Source organism: Actinopolymorpha pittospori, from assembly GCF_014873875.1.
GTDB lineage: Bacteria > Actinomycetota > Actinomycetes > Propionibacteriales > Actinopolymorphaceae > Actinopolymorpha > Actinopolymorpha pittospori.
Genome location: NZ_JADBEM010000001.1, coordinates 10,005,221 through 10,022,060, shown reverse-complemented (window position 1 = coordinate 10,022,060; position 16,840 = coordinate 10,005,221). Strand labels below are relative to the sequence as shown.

The 16,840-nt window shown below is 71.5% G+C and carries 16 protein-coding genes; 10 read left to right on the top strand and 6 right to left on the bottom strand.

Annotated elements, in window-relative coordinates; translation table 11 throughout:
* Positions 1–64: 64 nt before the first annotated feature.
* Both HEB94_RS46315 and HEB94_RS46310 read right to left on the bottom strand, forming a co-directional pair.
* Positions 65–925 carry an aldo/keto reductase gene (locus HEB94_RS46315; protein ID WP_192755724.1) on the bottom strand — a complete coding sequence of 287 codons (861 nt, stop codon included), beginning with the start codon at positions 923–925 and terminating at the stop codon, positions 65–67.
* A 203-nt stretch (positions 926–1,128) separates the two neighbouring features.
* Positions 1,129–2,061: a diacylglycerol kinase family protein gene (locus tag HEB94_RS46310; RefSeq protein WP_192755723.1), complete on the bottom strand. Its 933-nt coding sequence runs from the start codon at positions 2,059–2,061 to the stop codon at positions 1,129–1,131.
* Positions 2,062–2,288: 227 nt separating this feature from the next.
* Here HEB94_RS46310 and HEB94_RS46305 point away from each other — a divergent pair, with 227 nt between their 5' ends.
* The 3 genes from HEB94_RS46305 (at position 2,289) to purD (ending at position 5,514) form a co-directional block, all read left to right on the top strand.
* Complete coding sequence (locus HEB94_RS46305; RefSeq protein ID WP_192755722.1) at positions 2,289–3,581, top strand: adenylosuccinate synthase; 1,293 nt, start codon at positions 2,289–2,291, stop codon at positions 3,579–3,581.
* A 111-nt stretch (positions 3,582–3,692) separates the two neighbouring features.
* Complete coding sequence (locus tag HEB94_RS46300; RefSeq protein WP_192755721.1) at positions 3,693–4,082, top strand: NTP pyrophosphohydrolase; 390 nt, start codon at positions 3,693–3,695, stop codon at positions 4,080–4,082.
* Positions 4,083–4,245: 163 nt separating this feature from the next.
* Positions 4,246–5,514, top strand: coding sequence for a phosphoribosylamine--glycine ligase (gene purD, locus HEB94_RS46295; RefSeq protein WP_192755720.1), 1,269 nt, complete (start codon positions 4,246–4,248; stop codon positions 5,512–5,514).
* A 77-nt stretch (positions 5,515–5,591) separates the two neighbouring features.
* Here purD and HEB94_RS46290 read toward each other — a convergent pair whose 3' ends face one another.
* Together HEB94_RS46290 and HEB94_RS46285 are read right to left on the bottom strand one after the other, a co-directional pair.
* Positions 5,592–5,885 carry a DUF1540 domain-containing protein gene (locus HEB94_RS46290; RefSeq protein ID WP_202896902.1) on the bottom strand — a complete coding sequence of 98 codons (294 nt, stop codon included), beginning with the start codon at positions 5,883–5,885 and terminating at the stop codon, positions 5,592–5,594.
* A 376-nt stretch (positions 5,886–6,261) separates the two neighbouring features.
* Positions 6,262–7,053 (bottom strand): LLM class F420-dependent oxidoreductase, encoded by a 792-nt coding sequence (locus HEB94_RS46285; protein ID WP_192755719.1) that lies wholly within the window; start codon positions 7,051–7,053, stop codon positions 6,262–6,264.
* 137 nt (positions 7,054–7,190) lie between these two features.
* On the opposite strand from HEB94_RS46285, the gene purB reads away from it, so the two are divergent.
* From purB to HEB94_RS46265, 4 genes are all read left to right on the top strand, one after another.
* Complete coding sequence (purB, locus tag HEB94_RS46280) at positions 7,191–8,618, top strand: adenylosuccinate lyase (protein WP_420481563.1); 1,428 nt, start codon at positions 7,191–7,193, stop codon at positions 8,616–8,618.
* Between the two features lie 239 nt (positions 8,619–8,857).
* Entirely contained in the window at positions 8,858–9,481 is a 624-nt protein-coding gene (locus HEB94_RS46275; RefSeq protein ID WP_192755717.1) for a glycine zipper family protein, read from the top strand.
* A complete protein-coding gene (locus HEB94_RS46270; RefSeq protein ID WP_192755716.1) occupies positions 9,478–9,879 on the top strand; it encodes a hypothetical protein in 402 nt (133 codons plus the stop codon). Before HEB94_RS46275 ends, HEB94_RS46270 begins: the two co-directional genes overlap by 4 nt.
* A gap of 113 nt (positions 9,880–9,992) precedes the next feature.
* A complete protein-coding gene (locus HEB94_RS46265; protein ID WP_192755715.1) occupies positions 9,993–10,895 on the top strand; it encodes an NAD(P)-dependent oxidoreductase in 903 nt (300 codons plus the stop codon).
* Positions 10,896–10,925: 30 nt separating this feature from the next.
* Here the strand turns inward: HEB94_RS46265 and HEB94_RS46260 are convergent, their stop codons facing one another.
* Positions 10,926–11,378 carry a VOC family protein gene (locus HEB94_RS46260; RefSeq protein ID WP_192755714.1) on the bottom strand — a complete coding sequence of 151 codons (453 nt, stop codon included), beginning with the start codon at positions 11,376–11,378 and terminating at the stop codon, positions 10,926–10,928.
* Between the two features lie 51 nt (positions 11,379–11,429).
* Here HEB94_RS46260 and HEB94_RS46255 point away from each other — a divergent pair, with 51 nt between their 5' ends.
* The 3 genes from HEB94_RS46255 to HEB94_RS46245 all read left to right on the top strand — a co-directional run bounded on the left by HEB94_RS46255 (position 11,430) and on the right by HEB94_RS46245 (position 14,617).
* Positions 11,430–12,827: a sulfatase family protein gene (locus tag HEB94_RS46255; protein ID WP_192755713.1), complete on the top strand. Its 1,398-nt coding sequence runs from the start codon at positions 11,430–11,432 to the stop codon at positions 12,825–12,827.
* 102 nt (positions 12,828–12,929) lie between these two features.
* On the top strand, positions 12,930–13,685 hold the full coding sequence (locus tag HEB94_RS46250) for a metallophosphoesterase family protein (RefSeq protein WP_192755712.1): 756 nt from the start codon (positions 12,930–12,932) through the stop codon (positions 13,683–13,685).
* A gap of 71 nt (positions 13,686–13,756) precedes the next feature.
* Positions 13,757–14,617: a phosphoribosylaminoimidazolesuccinocarboxamide synthase gene (locus HEB94_RS46245; protein WP_192755711.1), complete on the top strand. Its 861-nt coding sequence runs from the start codon at positions 13,757–13,759 to the stop codon at positions 14,615–14,617.
* Positions 14,618–14,661: 44 nt separating this feature from the next.
* Here HEB94_RS46245 and HEB94_RS46240 read toward each other — a convergent pair whose 3' ends face one another.
* On the bottom strand, positions 14,662–16,761 hold the full coding sequence (locus HEB94_RS46240) for an RNA polymerase sigma factor (RefSeq protein WP_192755710.1): 2,100 nt from the start codon (positions 16,759–16,761) through the stop codon (positions 14,662–14,664).
* Positions 16,762–16,840 lie beyond the last annotated feature (79 nt).

The following is a 16,840-nucleotide window of genomic DNA, read 5'->3' as shown; positions in this document are numbered from 1 at the left end:
CGCCCCGCCGTACGGACGACGGGCCTGCCCCACCGCGACGCCGCGTGCGGCAGGCCCGCTCCGTTCAGGACGCGTCGAGGGTCGCGAGCTCCTGCGGGGAGAGGTCCAGGTCGGCCGCGGCGACGGAGTCCCGGATGGTCTCCGGACGGCTCGAACCGGGGATCGGGATCACCACCGGCGACGTCGCGAGCATCCAGGCCAGGCAGACCTGCTGGGGGCTGACACCCCGGGCCTGGGCGATCCGGTCGAACGCCGTGTGGGTGCTGCCGAGCCGGGCCGCCGCGCCGCTGCCTCCGAACGGAGCCCACGGCAGGAAGGCGATGCCGAGCTCGTCGCACAGGTCGAGCTCCGGCCGGCTGCTCGGGAACGCGGGGGAGTACTGGTTCTGGACCGAGGCCAGCCGGCCGCCCAGGATCTCGCGCGCCTCCCGGATCTGGTCGGGGTTGGCGTTGGAGATGCCGGCGAGCCGGATCAGACCTTCGTCCAGCAGGTCGCGGATGGCACCGATCGACTCGGCGTAGGGCACCTTCGGGTCGGGTCGGTGGAACTGGTAGAGGCCGATCGCCTCCACCCCGAGCCGCTTCAGCGAGGCCTCACAGGCCGCGCGGATGTGCTCGGGTGAACCGTCCACGTGCCAGGACCCGTCGCCGGGGCGCACGTGCCCGCCCTTCGTCGCCACCAGGACGTCGGAGGTGGCGCCCGCGTAGCTGCCGAGCGCCTTGGCGATCAGGGTCTCGTTGTGCCCCACCTCGTCGGCGTGGATGTGGTAGGCGTCCGCCGTGTCGATGAGGGTGACGCCCGCGTCCAGCGCCGCATGGATGGTCGCGACGCTGCGCGCCTCGTCCGGACGACCCTCGATGGACATCGGCATGCCGCCGAGTCCGATGGCGCCGACCTGGAGGCCGCCGAGTTGGCGAAGTCGCATGGATGAGCCTTTCTTGACCTTGCTGGACAGTCACGTCGGGGCCGGTGGCGCCGGCCCCACCCGTCAGCCTTCGTCGGGCCCACGAAACTGTCCAACAACGGAAGCTGCTCGCACTCAGCAGCCAGCCTGATGAGTCCGCCCCTCGGCGTTCCCAGGCGTTCTCGGTGACCTCAGTGTTTCCCTGCGTCGCCGGCCGGTAGGTCTCAGCCTTCGCCGGTCGCCGGGACGATCACGCGCAGCAGTTGGGGGACGACGTTCCAGGTACAGCGCCGTTCGGTGCCGCTGTCCTGTCCGTCGGAGTTGAGCCAGAAGCGCTGTCCCGCCACGCTCACCCGGCGGGCCCGGACCGTGAGGGTGTCGGCGTCGTCGTGGCCGCTGCGCATCAGGGCGCGACGGGCTCGGGAGATCGGGTCGACCGCGAAGTTGACCACCACGTCGGCGTAACCGTCCGCCGGGTCGGCCTCGGCCGCGCCGTTCGCCGCCACGCCGTCCGGTGCCGCGCCGCCAGTGGGCGGCTCGGCGTAGGGCGGGGCGTTGGTCACGGCCACCTGGAGTACGGGCCGGTCGAAGTCGGCCACCAGGGTGTCGTCGGCCTCGATCCGGACGTGGAACGGCTTGGCCCGAGGATGGGAGTGCTCATGGTGCCCAAACCCGAGGTCGGCCTCGACGGCGTCCTCCAAGCGGCCCGCCGACCAGATCCGGGTCCGGAGGGGACGGCCGGAGAGCCCCAGCTGGACGGTGTTGACGACGACGTCGCCGCGGCAGTCGATCAACAGGTCGAACCGGCGCTCGACGCCGTCCAGAACGACGCGGGCCGCCTCGATCGGGTCGGTGGGGATCCCCGCTCCACGGGCGAAGTCGGATTCGGGTCCGTCGGGGAGGATCGCGAGGACCGTGTCGTCGAGTTCGTTGCGTCGGTGAAGTGCCGCTACGACCGTGTGGAGGATCTTGTCGTCCCCGGCGACCACCACCTTGCGGCTCCCGCGCCGCTGGAGGGCGCCGTCCAGGTCTCCGGGTAACGCGATCTTGCAGACATGGACGTCGGCCTCCGCGCGTAGCGCGGTGATGGCGTTCTGGACCAGGTGCTCGTCCGAACCGTCGATGTCTGGGTTGGTCACCACGAGCAGGGACTCCACGAGCGGCACCCTACCGTCTGGAGGTCGCAAGGCCGCGAGCCTCACCTGGCGGCCCCTCTTGCCGGGACCTGGTGGATCGGTCGACTACCCTTGCCCGCGCAAGAGCCGTGGCTGAATTCTCCGCGTCGAAGCGGCGAAGTACAAGACCATGATCAACTGAAGGCGATCAACCAGGGTCGAGTCGGCCTCTGCCGCGGCCGCACGTCCGTCACCGGAAGGACCACCTGATGCCCGCGATCGTGCTCGTCGGAGCCCAGTGGGGCGACGAAGGGAAGGGCAAGGTCACCGACCTGCTCGGCAGCTCGGTCGACTACTGCGTCCGCTACCAGGGCGGCAACAACGCCGGCCACACAGTGGTGGTCGACGGTGAGTCCTACGCCGTCCACCTGCTGCCCTCCGGGGTCATCACCCCAGGTTGTGTCCCGGTGATCGGCAACGGCGTCGTGGTCGACCCGGCCGTCCTGCTCGACGAGATCGCCATGCTCGAGGCACGCGGTGTGAGCACCGACCGGCTGCTCATCTCGGCCAACGCCCACCTGATCGCGCCCTACCACGCGACGATCGACAAGGTGACCGAACGCTTCCTCGGCAAGAACCAGATCGGTACGACGGGCCGCGGGATCGGTCCGACGTATGCCGACAAGGTCAACCGAGTCGGGGTTCGCGTCCAGGACCTCTTCGACCCCGGCATCCTCCGGCAGAAGGTCGAAGGCGCGCTCGACCAGAAGAACCACCTGCTGCTGAAGGTCTACAACCGGCGCGCGATCACGGTGAACGAGATCGTCGACGGCTTCCTCCGCTACGCCGACGCGCTCCGTCCGAAGGTGGCCGACACCTCGGCCGTGCTCAACAGCGCCCTCGACGACAACAAGGTCGTCCTGCTCGAGGGCGCGCAGGCCACGATGCTCGACGTCGACCACGGCACCTATCCGTTCGTCACGTCCTCCAACCCGACCGCGGGCGGCGCCTGCATCGGTTCCGGGGTCGGGCCGACCCGAATCGACCGGGTGGTGGGTGTGCTCAAGGCCTACACCACCCGCGTCGGAGCCGGGCCCTTCCCGACCGAACTGCACGACGCCGACGGTCAGCACCTGCGCAAGGTGGGTGGCGAGTACGGCGTGACCACCGGTCGGCCCCGCCGCTGTGGGTGGTTCGACGCGGTCATCGCGAAGTACTCCACCCGGATCAACGGCTTCACCGACTACTTCCTCACCAAGCTCGACGTCCTCTCCGGCTTCGAGCGGGTGCCGATCTGCGTGGCCTACGACGTCGACGGTGTGCGGCACGACGAGATGCCGATGACGCAGACGGACTTCCACCACGCCCGGCCGATCTTCGAGTACCTCGACGGTTGGTGGGAGGACATCTCCGGCTGCCGGTCGTTCGAGGACCTCCCGAAGGCCGCGCAGGCCTACATGAAGAGGCTCGAGGAGTTGATCGGCGCTCCGGTCGCGGGCGTCGGCGTCGGGCCGGGACGCGACGAGGTCATCGCGATCCGGGAACTCGTCCCCGCGGCCTGAGCGGCGCGCGCGGTCTGCCTCCTCCCTCACGTCGCCGGTTCCCCTCGGGGTCGCCGGTTTCCGTCAGGCTGTCGTCCTCCGTCCCGATCGCGGTCGTGGCAGCCTGAGCGGATGAACGCCGAGACGCGCCCGCTGCTCGTGGTCGACGCCGCCAACGTGATGGGCTCGGTTCCGGACGGCTGGTGGCATGACCGGTCCGCGGCGGCCGTGCGGGTGCGCGACGCCCTCGCGCCGATCGCGGCGGAGGGCCGGGCTGGCCTTCCCGCGGAGCCCCCGCTGGAGGTGGTGCTGGTCACCGAGGGCGCCGCGCGGGGCGTGGAGAGCACCCCGCAGGTCCGCGTCGTCCTCGCGGCCGGCTCCGGCGACGACGAGATCGTCGACCTGGTACGCGCCGCCGACCCGGCTCGCCGACGCATCGTCGTCACCGCCGACCGTGGGCTGCGCTCGCGGGTACGCGATCTCGGCGCCGAGGTCGTCGGACCCCGCACCGTCTACCCGTGACCGGTTCTCTCGCCGTACGGTCAAACCCCACGTGGTGAACCCCGCGCTGTGAACCCTGTGCCGGGTCGGCTCCCCACGGCCGATGGCCCGGGGTCGGCGCCGCGACAATCCAGGGTCACCCGCGGCGCCTGGGCTGGGCGGAGGATCGCTAGGGTCGTGCGTCATGGACGTACTCGTTGTCGGCTCCGGCGGCCGCGAACACGCGCTCACGCTCGCGCTCCGCCGCGACCCCGCCGTGGAGGCCCTGCACGCGGCGCCCGGCAATCCCGGAATCGCGCAGGTCGCGGAAGCCCACCCGGTGGACATGACCGACAACGACGCGATCGCCGACCTCGCCGAGCGGCTCGGGGTCGACCTGGTCATCGTCGGCCCGGAGGCGCCGCTGGTGGCCGGGGCCGCCGACGCCGTACGTTCCCGCGGAATCTCCTGCTTCGGGCCGTCCCGGGCCGCGGCGCGGATCGAGGGATCGAAGGCCTTCGCCAAGGAGGTGATGGCCGCGGCCGGCGTGCCCACCGCGTTGGCGCACGTGTGTGAGAAGCACGAGGAGGTCGTCGCCGCCCTCGACGCGTTCGGTGCGCCGTACGTCGTGAAGGACGACGCTCTCGCGAGTGGCAAGGGTGTGGTGGTCACCGAGGACCGGGACGCCGCGCTGGCCCACGCGGAGCGGTGCGAGCGGGTCGTCGTCGAGGAGTACCTCGATGGGCCGGAGGTGTCGCTGTTCGGGATCTGCGACGGCACGAACGTCGTACCCCTGGTGGCGGCGCAGGACTTCAAGCGCGTGGGCGAGGGCGACACCGGCCCCAACACCGGTGGCATGGGTGCCTACGCCCCGCTCGACTGGCTGCCGGAGGGTTTCTCGGACGAGGTTCTCACCCGGGTGCTGCGGCCGACGGTCGAGGAGCTGCGGCGCCGGGGGACGCCGTTCGTCGGCGTTCTCTACGCCGGGTTGGCCCTCACCTCGCGCGGGATCCGGGTGGTGGAGTTCAACTGCAGGTTCGGTGACCCGGAGACCGAGGCGCTGCTGGCGCTGCTCGACTCGCCGCTGGCCGGCCTGCTCGCGGCTGCGGCCAACGGCGCGCTCGCCGACGCCGAGCCGCCGCGCTGGCTGGAGGGAGCCGCGGTCACGGTCGTCGTCGCGTCGCACGGCTATCCGGAGGCGCCGCGCGCCGGGGACGTGATCGAGGGCGTCGAGGAGGCCGACGAGCTACCGGGCGTGGGAGTGATCCAGGCGAACACGTCGGCCGGCCCCGACGGACAACTCCTCACCACCGGTGGCCGGGCGCTCGCCGTCACGGCGTACGGCCCCGACCTACCTCTCGCCCGCGACCGTGCCTACGACGCGGTGGCGCGCATCCACATCGACGGGGCACATCACCGCAGCGACATCGCGGCGAAGGCCGCCCTCGGCGAGGTCGTCGTACCGCAGTCCTGACCCTGCCTCGACGCCTTGCCGGACGCCATGCCGGAGCTTGTTGGGTGGAGTTCTGGCCGGACCTCGCCAGGAGCCGCTCAGCGGCGCTCGTAGGTGAGGCAGTCCGCCGAGTCCCGCTGGGCGCCGACGCTGATGGCGGGCGCTTGGCACTCGAAGTCGACGTTGTGGGTGCAGTCGGCCATCTTGCACGCGCCGACTCCACCGGTCACCGACGCCACTCCGCCCTTGCGGGAGATGCCGAAGAACGTGTCGCAGTGGGCACCTCCGCCGTCCCCCACCGTGATCGCGAGGGCGTGGCAGGAGTTGTTGCGGTTGTACGCACACGCGTCTGCCGTGCAGTTGTCCACGACGGGCATGTCCACGTTGTCCATGGTGGTTCCCCCGTTCGTCTCCGGCCACCAACGGCCGCTGACCTCCTGACCACGCTACGTGCGTCGGTACTGTGCGACCGCGGTATTGCCGGTTTGTGGGACTTCGCTCCCGGGCAGGTGAGAACCTTCTCCTCCCCGGTGCCCCTCCCCAACGCCCTCCCGTGATCACGGAGGATTTCGGTACGCACCCGCCCGCCCGTCGGTCCGTCTTCGTGATCATGGCCGCTCCGCGGGCGAGCCGGCCGCCACAAGCGATCGGCCCCGGCGGTCGTCGCCGGGGCCGATCATGTCGGACTTCAGTCCTCCGCCACGTCCGCCTCGTCTGTCACGGCGGTCGATGCCGTGGCGGGCGTACGGTCGTGCGAGTCAGCGGCCGTCAGGCGCTGGCCGCCGCCTTGTTGAAGTCGTCGCGCCAGGCGACCCAGTCACGCACGGAGCCGAGGTCGTAGTCGGGACCGGAGACTCCGACGGTGAACTGCGTGATCCCGGCGGCCACCATGGTCTCGGCCACCTCGTCGGGAGTGCCGCCGACACCGGCGGACCGCTCGATCTCGGCCGGGTTCCGGCCGATCTCGTGGCACCACTTGTCGAGGACGTCCCGCTTGCGGGTGAGGGTCTCCGAGTCGCCGAAGCCGTGCCAGATCTTGGCGTACTCCGCGGTGTAGCGCAGGGTCTTCTTCTCGCCGCCGCCACCGATGAGGATCGGGATGTCGCGGGTCGGCGCCGGGTTGAGCTTGGACCACCGCTTCGTGATGCGCGGCAGCGCCTCGGACAGGTCGTTCAGTCGGCTGCCGGCGGTGCCGAACTCGTAGCCGTACTCGGTGTAGTCGCGCTCGAACCAGCCGGCGCCGATCCCGAGGATCAGCCGGCCGTCACTGATGTGGTCGACGGTGCGCGCCATGTCGGCGAGCAACTCCGGGTTGCGGTAGCTGTTGCACGTCACCAGGGCGCCGATCTCGACGCGGGACGTGGCTTCGGCCCACGCTCCGAGCATCGTCCAGCACTCGAAGTGCTTGCCGTCGGCCTCACCGGACAGCGGGAAGAAGTGGTCCCAGTTGTAGACGATGTCGACTCCGGCCTCCTCCGCGGCGGCGACGGCGCGCCGGATCTGGGCGTAGTCGGCGTGTTGGGGCTGGATCTGGACAGCAACACGTGCGGGCGTTGTCATGCCGAGCAGACTAGGGGGCCATCCTGATGTTCTGGGGGACGGGTGACCCGGGCACCGGCGCGCTTCGCGGTGGCCCGCACCGCGTGACGGGTACCTGGTGGTGGCCGGGTTTACGGGCCCGGGAGAGAATGTGGGACGTGCCGCAGCCTGTGATCCCCGACGTCCTTGCCGCCCGCTACGCCTCCGAGTCGCTGGCCCGGTTGTGGTCACCGGCACACAAGATCGTTCTGGAACGCCAGTTGTGGATCGCCGTGCTCCGCGCCCAGGCTGAGCTCGGTGTCGAGATCCCGGACGGTGTTGTCGAGGCCTACGAGCGCGTCGTCGACCAGGTTGATCTCGACTCGATCCGCGAGCGGGAGAAGATCAACCGGCACGACGTGAAGGCCCGGATCGAGGAGTTCTCCGCGCTCGCAGGGCATGAGCACATCCACAAGGGCATGACCAGCCGCGACCTCACCGAGAACGTCGAGCAGCTGCAGGTGCGGGCGTCCCTGGAGCTGATCCGGGACCGCGCCGTGGCCACGGTGACCCGCCTCGCCGGGCGCGCCGCCGAGTACACCGACCTGGTGGTGGCCGGCCGCAGCCACAACGTCGCGGCGCAGGCGACCACGCTCGGAAAGCGGTTCGCCTCCGCGGCGGACGAGCTGCTGGTGGCGCTCGAACGCCTCGAGGACCTGCTCGAGCGGTATCCGCTGCGGGGGATCAAGGGGCCGGTCGGTACGGCGCAGGACCAGCTCGACCTGTTCGACGGTGACGCCGCCAAGCTCGCCGAGCTCGAACGCCGGGTCGCCCAACACCTCGGCTTCGGCCGGGTCCTCACCAGCGTGGGTCAGGTCTACCCGCGCTCACTCGACTTCGACGTCCTCTCCGCCCTGGTCCAGACCGCGGCCGCGCCGTCCAGCTTCGCCACCACGATCCGACTGATGGCGGGCAACGAGTTGGTGACCGAGGGCTTCCAGCCGGGCCAGGTTGGCTCGTCGGCGATGCCGCACAAGATGAACACCCGCTCCTGCGAACGCGTCAACGGCCTCGCCGTCATCCTGCGCGGCTACCTGTCGATGGTGGGTGAGCTGGCCGGTGACCAGTGGAACGAGGGCGACGTCTCCTGCTCCGTCGTACGCCGGGTCGCGCTGCCGGACGCGTTCTTCGCCGCCGACGGGTTGTTCCAGACGTTCCTGACGGTGCTCGACGACTTCGGTGCCTTCCCGGCGGTGGCGCAGCGAGAGCTCGACCGCTACCTGCCGTTCCTCGCCACCACCAAGATCCTGATGGCGGCAGTGCGGCGCGGCGTGGGCCGGGAGACCGCCCACGAGGTGATCAAGGAGCACGCGGTCGCCGTCGCGCTGGAGATGCGGGAGGGCGCGGACCGTAACGACCTGTTCGACCGGCTCGCCTCCGACGGGCGGCTCGGCCTCTCCCGGAGCGACCTGGCCGGCCTCGTCAACGACCCCTTGACGTTCACCGGCGCGGCTTCGGCTCAGGTCGCCGAGATCGTCCGTCGTGCGCAGGAGGTCGCCGACCGCTACCCGGAGGCCGCGGCCTACAAGCCCGGCGCCATCCTCTAGACGTTCTGACCAGGACGCCGGCCGAGCCGTCGGCGCTCTGCTCCGACCCGCCGACACCACGCCGCCCGGATCCGCGCGTCGCTGGGGCTTGACGCTGCTCCGTCCGTGGACTCAAATCAGGCCAAGCTGATCACGGTGCTGATCACCAGGCAGGAGCAGCCCTCGGCGACGGGAGGCGGCGGGGTGGCACTCGCCCGCCGAACCACCGCGTCGAAGGCTCGAGCGGAAGGGCTCCGGCGATGGTGGCTGGAACGATCGCCGCGGTGGTTCTCGCCGGCGCGACGGGCTTTGTCGGGTATGCGCTGGGCGCCGCGGTGGGCCTGGTCGTCGGCCTGGTCGTGGGAGGGGTCGCCGGCGCGGTCTTCGGCTGGGCGGTGGCAACGGCCCGACCGTACGACTTCAGCGCCGGAATCGGGATCTTTCGCTACGTCGTCGACCTGACGTGGAGCCTGCCCAACACCCTCATCGGCGCGGTGTATCTCACCGGGAACCTGATCGGCGGTAACCGGGTGGAGCGTCACTACAGCCTGCACAGCGGCTGCGTGCAGTTGACGCGAGGTGTCTTTCCACGGATCAACGGGGTCAGCTATCTCACCACGATCGGGACGGTGATCGCCGGTGTCGCTCCGGCGGTCCACGCCCACGAACACGGTCACGTGCTCCAGGCGAGGATCTTCGGCCCGTTCTACGTGCCGCTCGTGCTCGTCAACTACGCACTGGCGACAGTCATCCCGTTCTGGTGGCTCTACCACGACCACTCGCGGTACCCGATCAGGAAGTTCGGCGCCTACTTCATGGACGGCGTCTATCCGCACGTCTGGAACGAGGCGTGGTGTTACCGGGTCTACGGGCCGCCGCGATGACCGGCCTGGCGCGGGCGGCGCGGGCGGTGCGTGTGGACAGGCCCCGCCGCGCGGTCGTACGCCGGGTGGTCGCGGTGATCCGCTCGCACCGTGGTGCGGACCGGGAGCTGTGGGCGGGCGGAACAGGAACTCCCGGGCCGGGCGGAGGAGGGCCGTCGGGTTCCGGGATGGGGGGAATGGCGGCCGGCGTGAGGGAGGACACGCCGGCCGCCAGCACCAGCCGGTCGCGAGAGCGGTCCCTGCCGAGCTGGAACGTCGTTCGGAATGTCGTCCGTCGACGGGTGCTCCGACGCGCCGAGCCTGGCGCCGAGCACGAGCCGCGGCCGATCGTCGACGTTGAGCTGCCGCCCTACGCGGGACCGGAGGTGCCTCTTCCTACTCAACGACCGAGCGACTGACGGTGTGCCCCGTACGTCGCACGGGGGTAGGAGATGTGGAGGCCGCCGAGCACGGACACCGCGGGTCGGGCGGCGCCGCGCCCACGACGCGCCCGCGACACGGAGGAGCAGCGATGTCGTCCACGGACCGTCCCCGCGTCGCCTTCCTCGGCCTGGGCCGGATGGGTGCGCCGATGGCGCGGCACGTGGCGCGTGCGGGGTACGACCTGGCGGTCTGGAACCGCACCAGGTCGAAGGCCGAGTCGTTCGCCCAGGAAGTCGCCCAGGAAGTCCCCCAGCAGAGCGTCCAGGTCGCGGACACACCGGCGGAGGCTGCGCGGGGGCGGCAGGTCGTCGTCCTCATGCTGGCCGACCCCACCGCCGTCCGGGAGGTCATGTCCGGCTCGTCCGGGGTCCTCTCCGCCGCCGAGCCGGGGACGCTGGTGATCGACTCGAGCACGATCGGGCCCACCGTCACGCGCGAGATCGCCGCCGAGGCCTCCGGGCGGGGCCTGCGCTACGTGGACGCGCCGGTGTACGGCACGGTCGGCCCGGCCACCGAGGGCGTGCTCGAGGTGTACGGCAGCGGCGAGCGTGAGAACTTCGAGCGGGCCAGGCCCTTCTTCGACCAGTGGGGCGACCCTGCGAAGGTGCGCTACCTCGGCCCGGTCGGCGCCGGCAGCGCGGCGAAACTCGTCCGCAACCTCATCCTCGGGGTCTCGATCGCCGCCACCGGCGAGGCGCTGCGGCTGAGCAGCGTCCTGGGGTTGCCGGACGACCTGCGGAACGACCTGATCGAAACCAGCCAGCTCGGACCGTCGTACCCGAGAATCCGGGAGATCGTGGAGACCGGACGGACCAAGCCCGCGGCCTTCGAGATGGTTCTCCTGCTCAAGGACCTGGACCTGTGCCTGCGGGAAGCGGACGAACTCGGTCTGACGCAGGCGGTGCGGGAGGCCTGCCGGCGGGTGGTCGCCGCCGGGCACGGTGACGAGGACGCCCGGGCGCTGGCGGTCCGGATGGCCGAGGGGGTCTGAACGGCGGTGCCGTCGCCCCGGACGGAACCCTCAGGTCGCGGCGACGAGTTCGACCTCGAACCCCTCGCCGTCCTCGAGGTAGCCGGCGTAGTGCTCGGGACCTCCGGCGTGGGGGTGCCGGTCGGCGAACATCAGCGTCCAGCCGTGGGTGGTCGCGGCCGCGACCAGCCGGTCGACCTCGGACCGATCGGCCACGTGGAAGGCGAGGTGGTTGAGCCCGGCCCGTAGCCGGTCGTGTGGTCCGGGTCGCAGCGCCAGGGACTGCTCGACCACGAGGTAGGTCGGGCCGAGCCGCCAGCTGCATCCGGCCGCCCAGTCCTGGTACAGCTCGTAGCCGAGTTCGCCGAGCAGCCACCCCAGACTCCGCCTGGTCGCGGCGAGGTCGGCGACCCACAGCTCGACGTGGTGAAGCTGGCCGGGTGTGGGAGTCGCGGTCCGCGCTGTCGGTGCCGGATCGACGTCCGGCTGTCCAGGTACGGTCACCCGGGTGACGCTATCCCGCACGCGTGCGGGTCCGCCCGGGAGGATGCCGCCATGGCCACCACGTCGAAACGCCCCAACGTCGTCCTCATCGTGTCCGACGACCACGGCTACGCCGACCGCGGCGCGCTCCGCGTCGACCCGCACGTGAACACCCCCGCCCTGGACCGGCTGGCGGCGGAGGGGGTCACCTGCGCGCAGGCGTACGTCACGGCTCCGATCTGCAGCCCGTCCCGAGCCGGCCTGATCGGCGGGCAGTACCAGCAGCGGTGGGGTGCGCGGTGGTTCGACAGCAGCGGCTTCCCCGACCATCTCCCCTCACTCGCGGAGCGCTTCGCCGAACTCGGTTACGCCACCGGATACCTCGGCAAGGTCCACTACGGCCAGGAACGTCCAGGCGACCGTGGTTGCCCTCCCCATCACGGCTTCGCCGAGAGCTACTACGGCCTGGCCGGTCAGCAGATGGGGCGGCTCAACTACCTGCACCACTCCCGCGACGCGGTCGAGCGTTACGGTCCGGACGCGTCCTGGCGGATGGCTGTGCAACCTCTCCTTGACGGAGACGACGAGGTGGAGCTGGAGGGGTTCCTCACCGACGAGCTCGGCCACCGGGCGCGGGACTTCGTCGCCCGCCACCAGGACGAGCCCTTCTTCCTGATGCTCGCCTTCAACGCCGTCCACAACTTCTGCTTCCAGCTGCCCGACGAGGAGCTCGACAAGCGGGGGTTGACGAAGTACGACGACTGGGACCCCTCGACGTCTAGGTACGTGGACTGGTACGACGGTGCGATCTGGCCGGACCTCCCCGACGGACGTGCCTACTACCTGGCCCAGCTCGAGTTGATGGACGCGCAGATCGGCCGGCTGCTCGACGAGCTCGACCGGCGAGGCCTCGCCGAGGACACCATCGTCGTCTACACGACGGACAACGGCGGCTCGACCTGCAACTTCGGCGTCAACACGCCCTTGCGGGGAACGAAGTACACGCTGTGGGAGGGCGGGATCCGGGTGCCCTTCCTGGTTCGCTGGCCCGCCGGGGGCGTTCGCGGTGGCGGCACGAACTCCGGGCTGGTGAGCACCCTGGACCTCTACCCCACACTGCTCTCCGCGGCAGGTGCCACTCCGACCCGCTGGGAGCACTCCGACGGGCTCGACCAACTCGACGCCCTGCGGGGAGACGTCGGGGCCGTCGGCCACGAGGTGCTGCACTGGGACTGCGGTTTCCAGTGGGCGGTCCGCGAGGGCGACTGGAAGCTGCACAGCGCGGACGAGGGCCCGCACGCGGAGGCGCTCCGGCGTACCGAACACGCCGACGTGGGTGTCGGGTCCCGGCTGACCCACCTGGGCAGGGACGTGGGGGAGGAGACCGACTGGACCTCGGACTACCCGGAGGTCGTCGCGCGGCTGCGGGCCCGCCACGACGCCTGGCGCGCCGAGGTCGGCATCGGCTGAGTCCCCACGGGCCACGGGGCACAGGCACCCGGGCACGGTCGGCGCTCTCTGCTCTGCGCGGAAACGCCTTCCGTCCGCGAAGCGGGTCGCCAGGCTGGGCGCATGTCCCTGCACAGCGTCGCGGTCCTGTCCGACATCCACGGCGTCCTGCCCGCCCTGGAGGCGGTGCTGGCCGAGCCCGACGTCGCTAGCGCGGAGCGGATCGTGCTCACCGGCGACATCGCGGCCGGACCGCAGCCGGTGGAGGTTCTCGACCTGGTGACGTCGCTCGGCGAGCGGGCGGTGTGGGTGCGCGGGAACGCCGACCGCGAACTCGTCGAGTTCGCCCGTACCGGTGTCATGGCCACAGACGACCCGGTCGCTCGCTGGGCGGCCGGCCAGTTGCGTACGGACCAACTGAAGGTGCTCGACTCGCTCCCGGTGTCGGTGACGCTCGCGGTGGAGGGGCTCGGGCCCACGCTGTTCTGCCATGCCACGCCGCGTGACGACGAGGAGGTCGTCCTGGTCGACTCGCGCCTGGCACGGTGGAGTGAGGTCCTGGCCGGGCTGGAGGAGTCCGTGCGGACGGTGGTCTGCGGGCACACCCACATGCCGTACGCACGCCTCGCCCACCGGCGACTCGTCGTCAACCCGGGCAGCGTCGGCATGCCCTACGGCGGGGCGGGAGCGCACTGGGCGCTGCTCGGCCCGGGCGTGAGTCTGCGGCGCACGGCGTTCGACCTCGACGAGGCGTGCGCGCGGGTCGCCGCCGAGTCCGGTTTCGCCGACGCCGCGGAGTGGGCCGACTACTACCTCCGTTCCCGGGCTTCGGACGCGGACGCGATCGAGGCGATGGGTCCACGGGACGGCCGGGCCTGAGCGGCTGGACGAAGCGGGGCATACCCGGTCCGGGCGCCGGTCCGTCCGAGCGGCTCTGAAAGGATTGGGCCATGAGCGAGCGCGTTCCGCCAGCGGGTCCGCAGCACACCTACTCGGGCAAGGTCCGAGACATCTATACCGACGGTGACGACCTGATTCTCGTCGCCTCGGACCGGATGTCGATCTATGACGTGGTCCTGCCGACTCCGATCCCGGACAAGGGCCGGATCCTGACCGCCCTGTCGTTGTGGTGGTTCGACCAGCTCTCCGATCTCGCGCCCAACCACGTGCTGTCCAGCACCGACGTCCCCGCGGAGTTCGCCGGCCGGGCCATCCGCTGCCGCCGGCTCGAGATGGTCGCCGTCGAGTGCATCGCCCGCGGCTACCTCACCGGGTCGGGGCTGAAGGAGTACGCCCAGTCCGGCACGGTCTGCGGTATCCCGCTGCCCGCCGGGCTCACCGACGGCTCCCGGATCCCGGAACCGATCTTCACGCCCACCACCAAGGCCGCGCTTGGCGAACACGACACCGCCATGACGTTCGAGGAGGTCGTCCGCGAGGTCGGGCCGAGCACCGCCGAGGAGCTGCGGAAGCTCACGCTCGAGGTCTACCGCCGGGGCGCCGAACTCGCCGCCGACCGCGGCATCATCATCGCCGACACCAAGATCGAGCTCGGGTTCGCTCCCGACGGGACGCTGGTGATCGCGGACGAGCTGCTGACGCCGGACTCCTCGCGGTTCTGGCCGGCCGAGACCTGGGAGCCGGGACGGCCGCAGTTCGGGTTCGACAAGCAGTACGTCCGCGACTGGGCCACCTCGAAGGGCTGGGACAAGCAGCCGCCGGGGCCCGAACTCCCCGACCAGGTCGTCGAGGCGACCCGGCAGCGCTACGTCGACGCCTACGAGCGCGTCACCGGTGAGCGCTGGGTCTGACGTCCTGGCCCGCGGGCCCTCGCCGGCGGGGGGCGGCTCGACTGTCAGGGTGCCGGGGTGGCCGGCGGGCTCGACGGCGGGGTAGTGGGCGGCGTCGAGGTCTGCTCGCGCGGGGTCGGCGACGACGTCGGCGGATTGGGATCCGGGGGCGGCGACGTCGGCGGGGTAGTGGGCGGCTCCTCCGGCGGGCTCGGAGTCTGCGACGGAGATGGCTCCTCGGTGTCCGTCGGTGTCGGTGTCGGCGTCGAGGTCGGAGTGTGCGGGGGACTCGTCGGGGTGTGCGACGGCGACCGGCCCGGTGTGGAATGCGTCGGGTCGGGCGGACGCGGGTGGTTCCCGCGTTCGGGCGCCTCGTCATCGGAGGACTCGCGGGTCGGCCCGACGGTGAAGTCGGTGGACGGCAGGTCGGTCGGGCTCGGCGCGACGGTCGCGGGCAGGACGCCGAACTCCTCCGGAGTCGCCTCGTCGGTCACACCAGACTGGGTGTCCGGCTCCTCGACCACCGGGCCACCGCCTCCTCGGCCCGGCGTCGCCGGCCGTTCGTCGCCGGCGGGTACGACTCCGCCACCGGTGAGGACGGCGACGGTGGCCCAGGCGAGGATGACGACGGACGCGGCGGCGAGCGTGCCGAGGGCGGCGATGCCGGTGCTCCGTCGACGCAACCAGACGTGACGCTCGGTCCAGGTACGCCGGCCCAGCTCGGCGAAGCGGGTGGGCCAGGGCGGGGCCTGCGCTCCAGGAGGGCCGTCCGCCTCGGCCCGAGCGGCGGGCGTGAGCGGCGCGAAGTCCTGCGGGGGCTGCCGCACCGCCTCGAGGTAGGCCGCCGCGTGCTCGCCGAGGACCGTCGCCGCGAGCACCAACGGCAGGTCGTCGTCGACGTCCTCCAGGCGCTGCGTGAGTGCCGTACACGCGGTACAGGTCTGCAGGTGAGCGGCGACCTGACCGGCCTCGTCGTCGTACAGGCCGGCGAAGGTGAAGCGGCTCAACCGGTCGATGACGTCCTGACACAGGGGTGGCCAGGACGCGTCGAGGTGCTGGCGGGCGTAGTACTGCCGGAACGCGGCGCGGGCCCGCGCGCTGGCGACGGCCACGTCGGCGGCGCTCATGCCGAGCAGGACCCCGACGTGATCGGGGTGGTCTCCCTCGACCTCGATGTGCCAGAGCGCGGCCTGCCAGGGCTCCGGGAGTACGCCGAACGCCTCCGTGGCCACGAGGTCGAACACGGGATCGTCGGGCGGCAGTACGGTGGCCGGCTCGAAGGCGGGGAGGGTCGGTGCGTCTGCCGAGGCGGCGGGCACTTCGCCGGGGGCATCGCGGGGAAGGTCGACGAGGGTCGCGGGCTCGAAGGCGGGGAGGGTCGGTGCGTCTGCCGAGGCGGCGGGCACGTCCAGGAGGGTGTCGGGGGGTTCGAAGCCGGGCACCGTCGGCGCGTCCTCGGCCGAACGCGCGGCATCCTCGACCGGGTCCGGTGTGCCCTTGCTCGTCGGCGCGGTGTGGGCGGCGCTGTCGATGCCGCGGAGCGCCTGTGCGAGCCGGAACTCGATCTCGTCGCTGGTCGGGTCATGCCCGACCGGCCAGCCGCGGGTCGTGGGCCGGCCGAGGATCGTGCGTAGGAGGAACGCGCGGAAGGCGAGGTCGGGGCCAGAGCCCGATCTCAGCGTGGCGAGGCCTCGGTCGGCGGCGTCCCGCACCACGACCTCGGCCTGATCGGAATCGCTGGTCAGCCGGCTGACCAGACGCTGCCCGGCGGTCTCGTGCCGGCGCAGGAGTTCGTCGTAGGCGTCGTCGTCGCCGATCCGGGTCGCCGCGATGAGGTCGGCGTCGGCCGGTGGCAGCGGCCGGTCCGGCGGCCCCGGGCGGCTGGGCGGAGGTACGGCCGTCAGGTCGAACCGGGTGCTCTCGTCGGCGCCCACGGTGATGGTGTCTTCGGTGTCGTCGTTCGTCGCGCTCTCGGCAGGGACCGCGTCGGCGTCCGTCTTGTCCGAGGCCGTCTCGTCGGAGGCCGCGTCGTCCACAGCCGCCTCGTCCACGGTGGTCGGGTCCGCGTCGGCGGACCCCTCGACCGGTGCGGAGCGATCACCTCGCCCGTCGACGAAGGGATCCTCGGCATCGCGGTGACTCGGATCGCGCGGCGTTGCGGTCATGGCGTGGACGCACCTCGATATCGAGACCTGGGGTGTGCGGGCCGACGGTGGACCGAGCAGGGCTCGCCGAAGCACGGCC

Excerpts from the sequence above, each read along its gene's own strand:
- HEB94_RS46255 (WP_192755713.1), top strand. The coding sequence starts at position 11,430 with ATGGCCACCACGTCGAAACGCCCCAACGTCGTCCTCATCGTGTCCGAC.
- HEB94_RS46300 (WP_192755721.1), top strand. The coding sequence starts at position 3,693 with ATGAACGCCGAGACGCGCCCGCTGCTCGTGGTCGACGCCGCCAACGTG.
- HEB94_RS46315 (WP_192755724.1), bottom strand. The coding sequence starts at position 925 with ATGCGACTTCGCCAACTCGGCGGCCTCCAGGTCGGCGCCATCGGACTC.
- HEB94_RS46245 (WP_192755711.1), top strand. The coding sequence starts at position 13,757 with ATGAGCGAGCGCGTTCCGCCAGCGGGTCCGCAGCACACCTACTCGGGC.
- HEB94_RS46270 (WP_192755716.1), top strand. The coding sequence starts at position 9,478 with ATGACCGGCCTGGCGCGGGCGGCGCGGGCGGTGCGTGTGGACAGGCCC.
- purD (WP_192755720.1), top strand. The coding sequence starts at position 4,246 with ATGGACGTACTCGTTGTCGGCTCCGGCGGCCGCGAACACGCGCTCACG.
- HEB94_RS46275 (WP_192755717.1), top strand. The coding sequence starts at position 8,858 with ATGGTGGCTGGAACGATCGCCGCGGTGGTTCTCGCCGGCGCGACGGGC.
- HEB94_RS46290 (WP_202896902.1), bottom strand. The coding sequence starts at position 5,885 with ATGGACAACGTGGACATGCCCGTCGTGGACAACTGCACGGCAGACGCG.
- HEB94_RS46285 (WP_192755719.1), bottom strand. The coding sequence starts at position 7,053 with ATGACAACGCCCGCACGTGTTGCTGTCCAGATCCAGCCCCAACACGCC.
- HEB94_RS46240 (WP_192755710.1), bottom strand. The coding sequence starts at position 16,761 with ATGACCGCAACGCCGCGCGATCCGAGTCACCGCGATGCCGAGGATCCC.
- HEB94_RS46265 (WP_192755715.1), top strand. The coding sequence starts at position 9,993 with ATGTCGTCCACGGACCGTCCCCGCGTCGCCTTCCTCGGCCTGGGCCGG.
- HEB94_RS46250 (WP_192755712.1), top strand. The coding sequence starts at position 12,930 with ATGTCCCTGCACAGCGTCGCGGTCCTGTCCGACATCCACGGCGTCCTG.
- HEB94_RS46305 (WP_192755722.1), top strand. The coding sequence starts at position 2,289 with ATGCCCGCGATCGTGCTCGTCGGAGCCCAGTGGGGCGACGAAGGGAAG.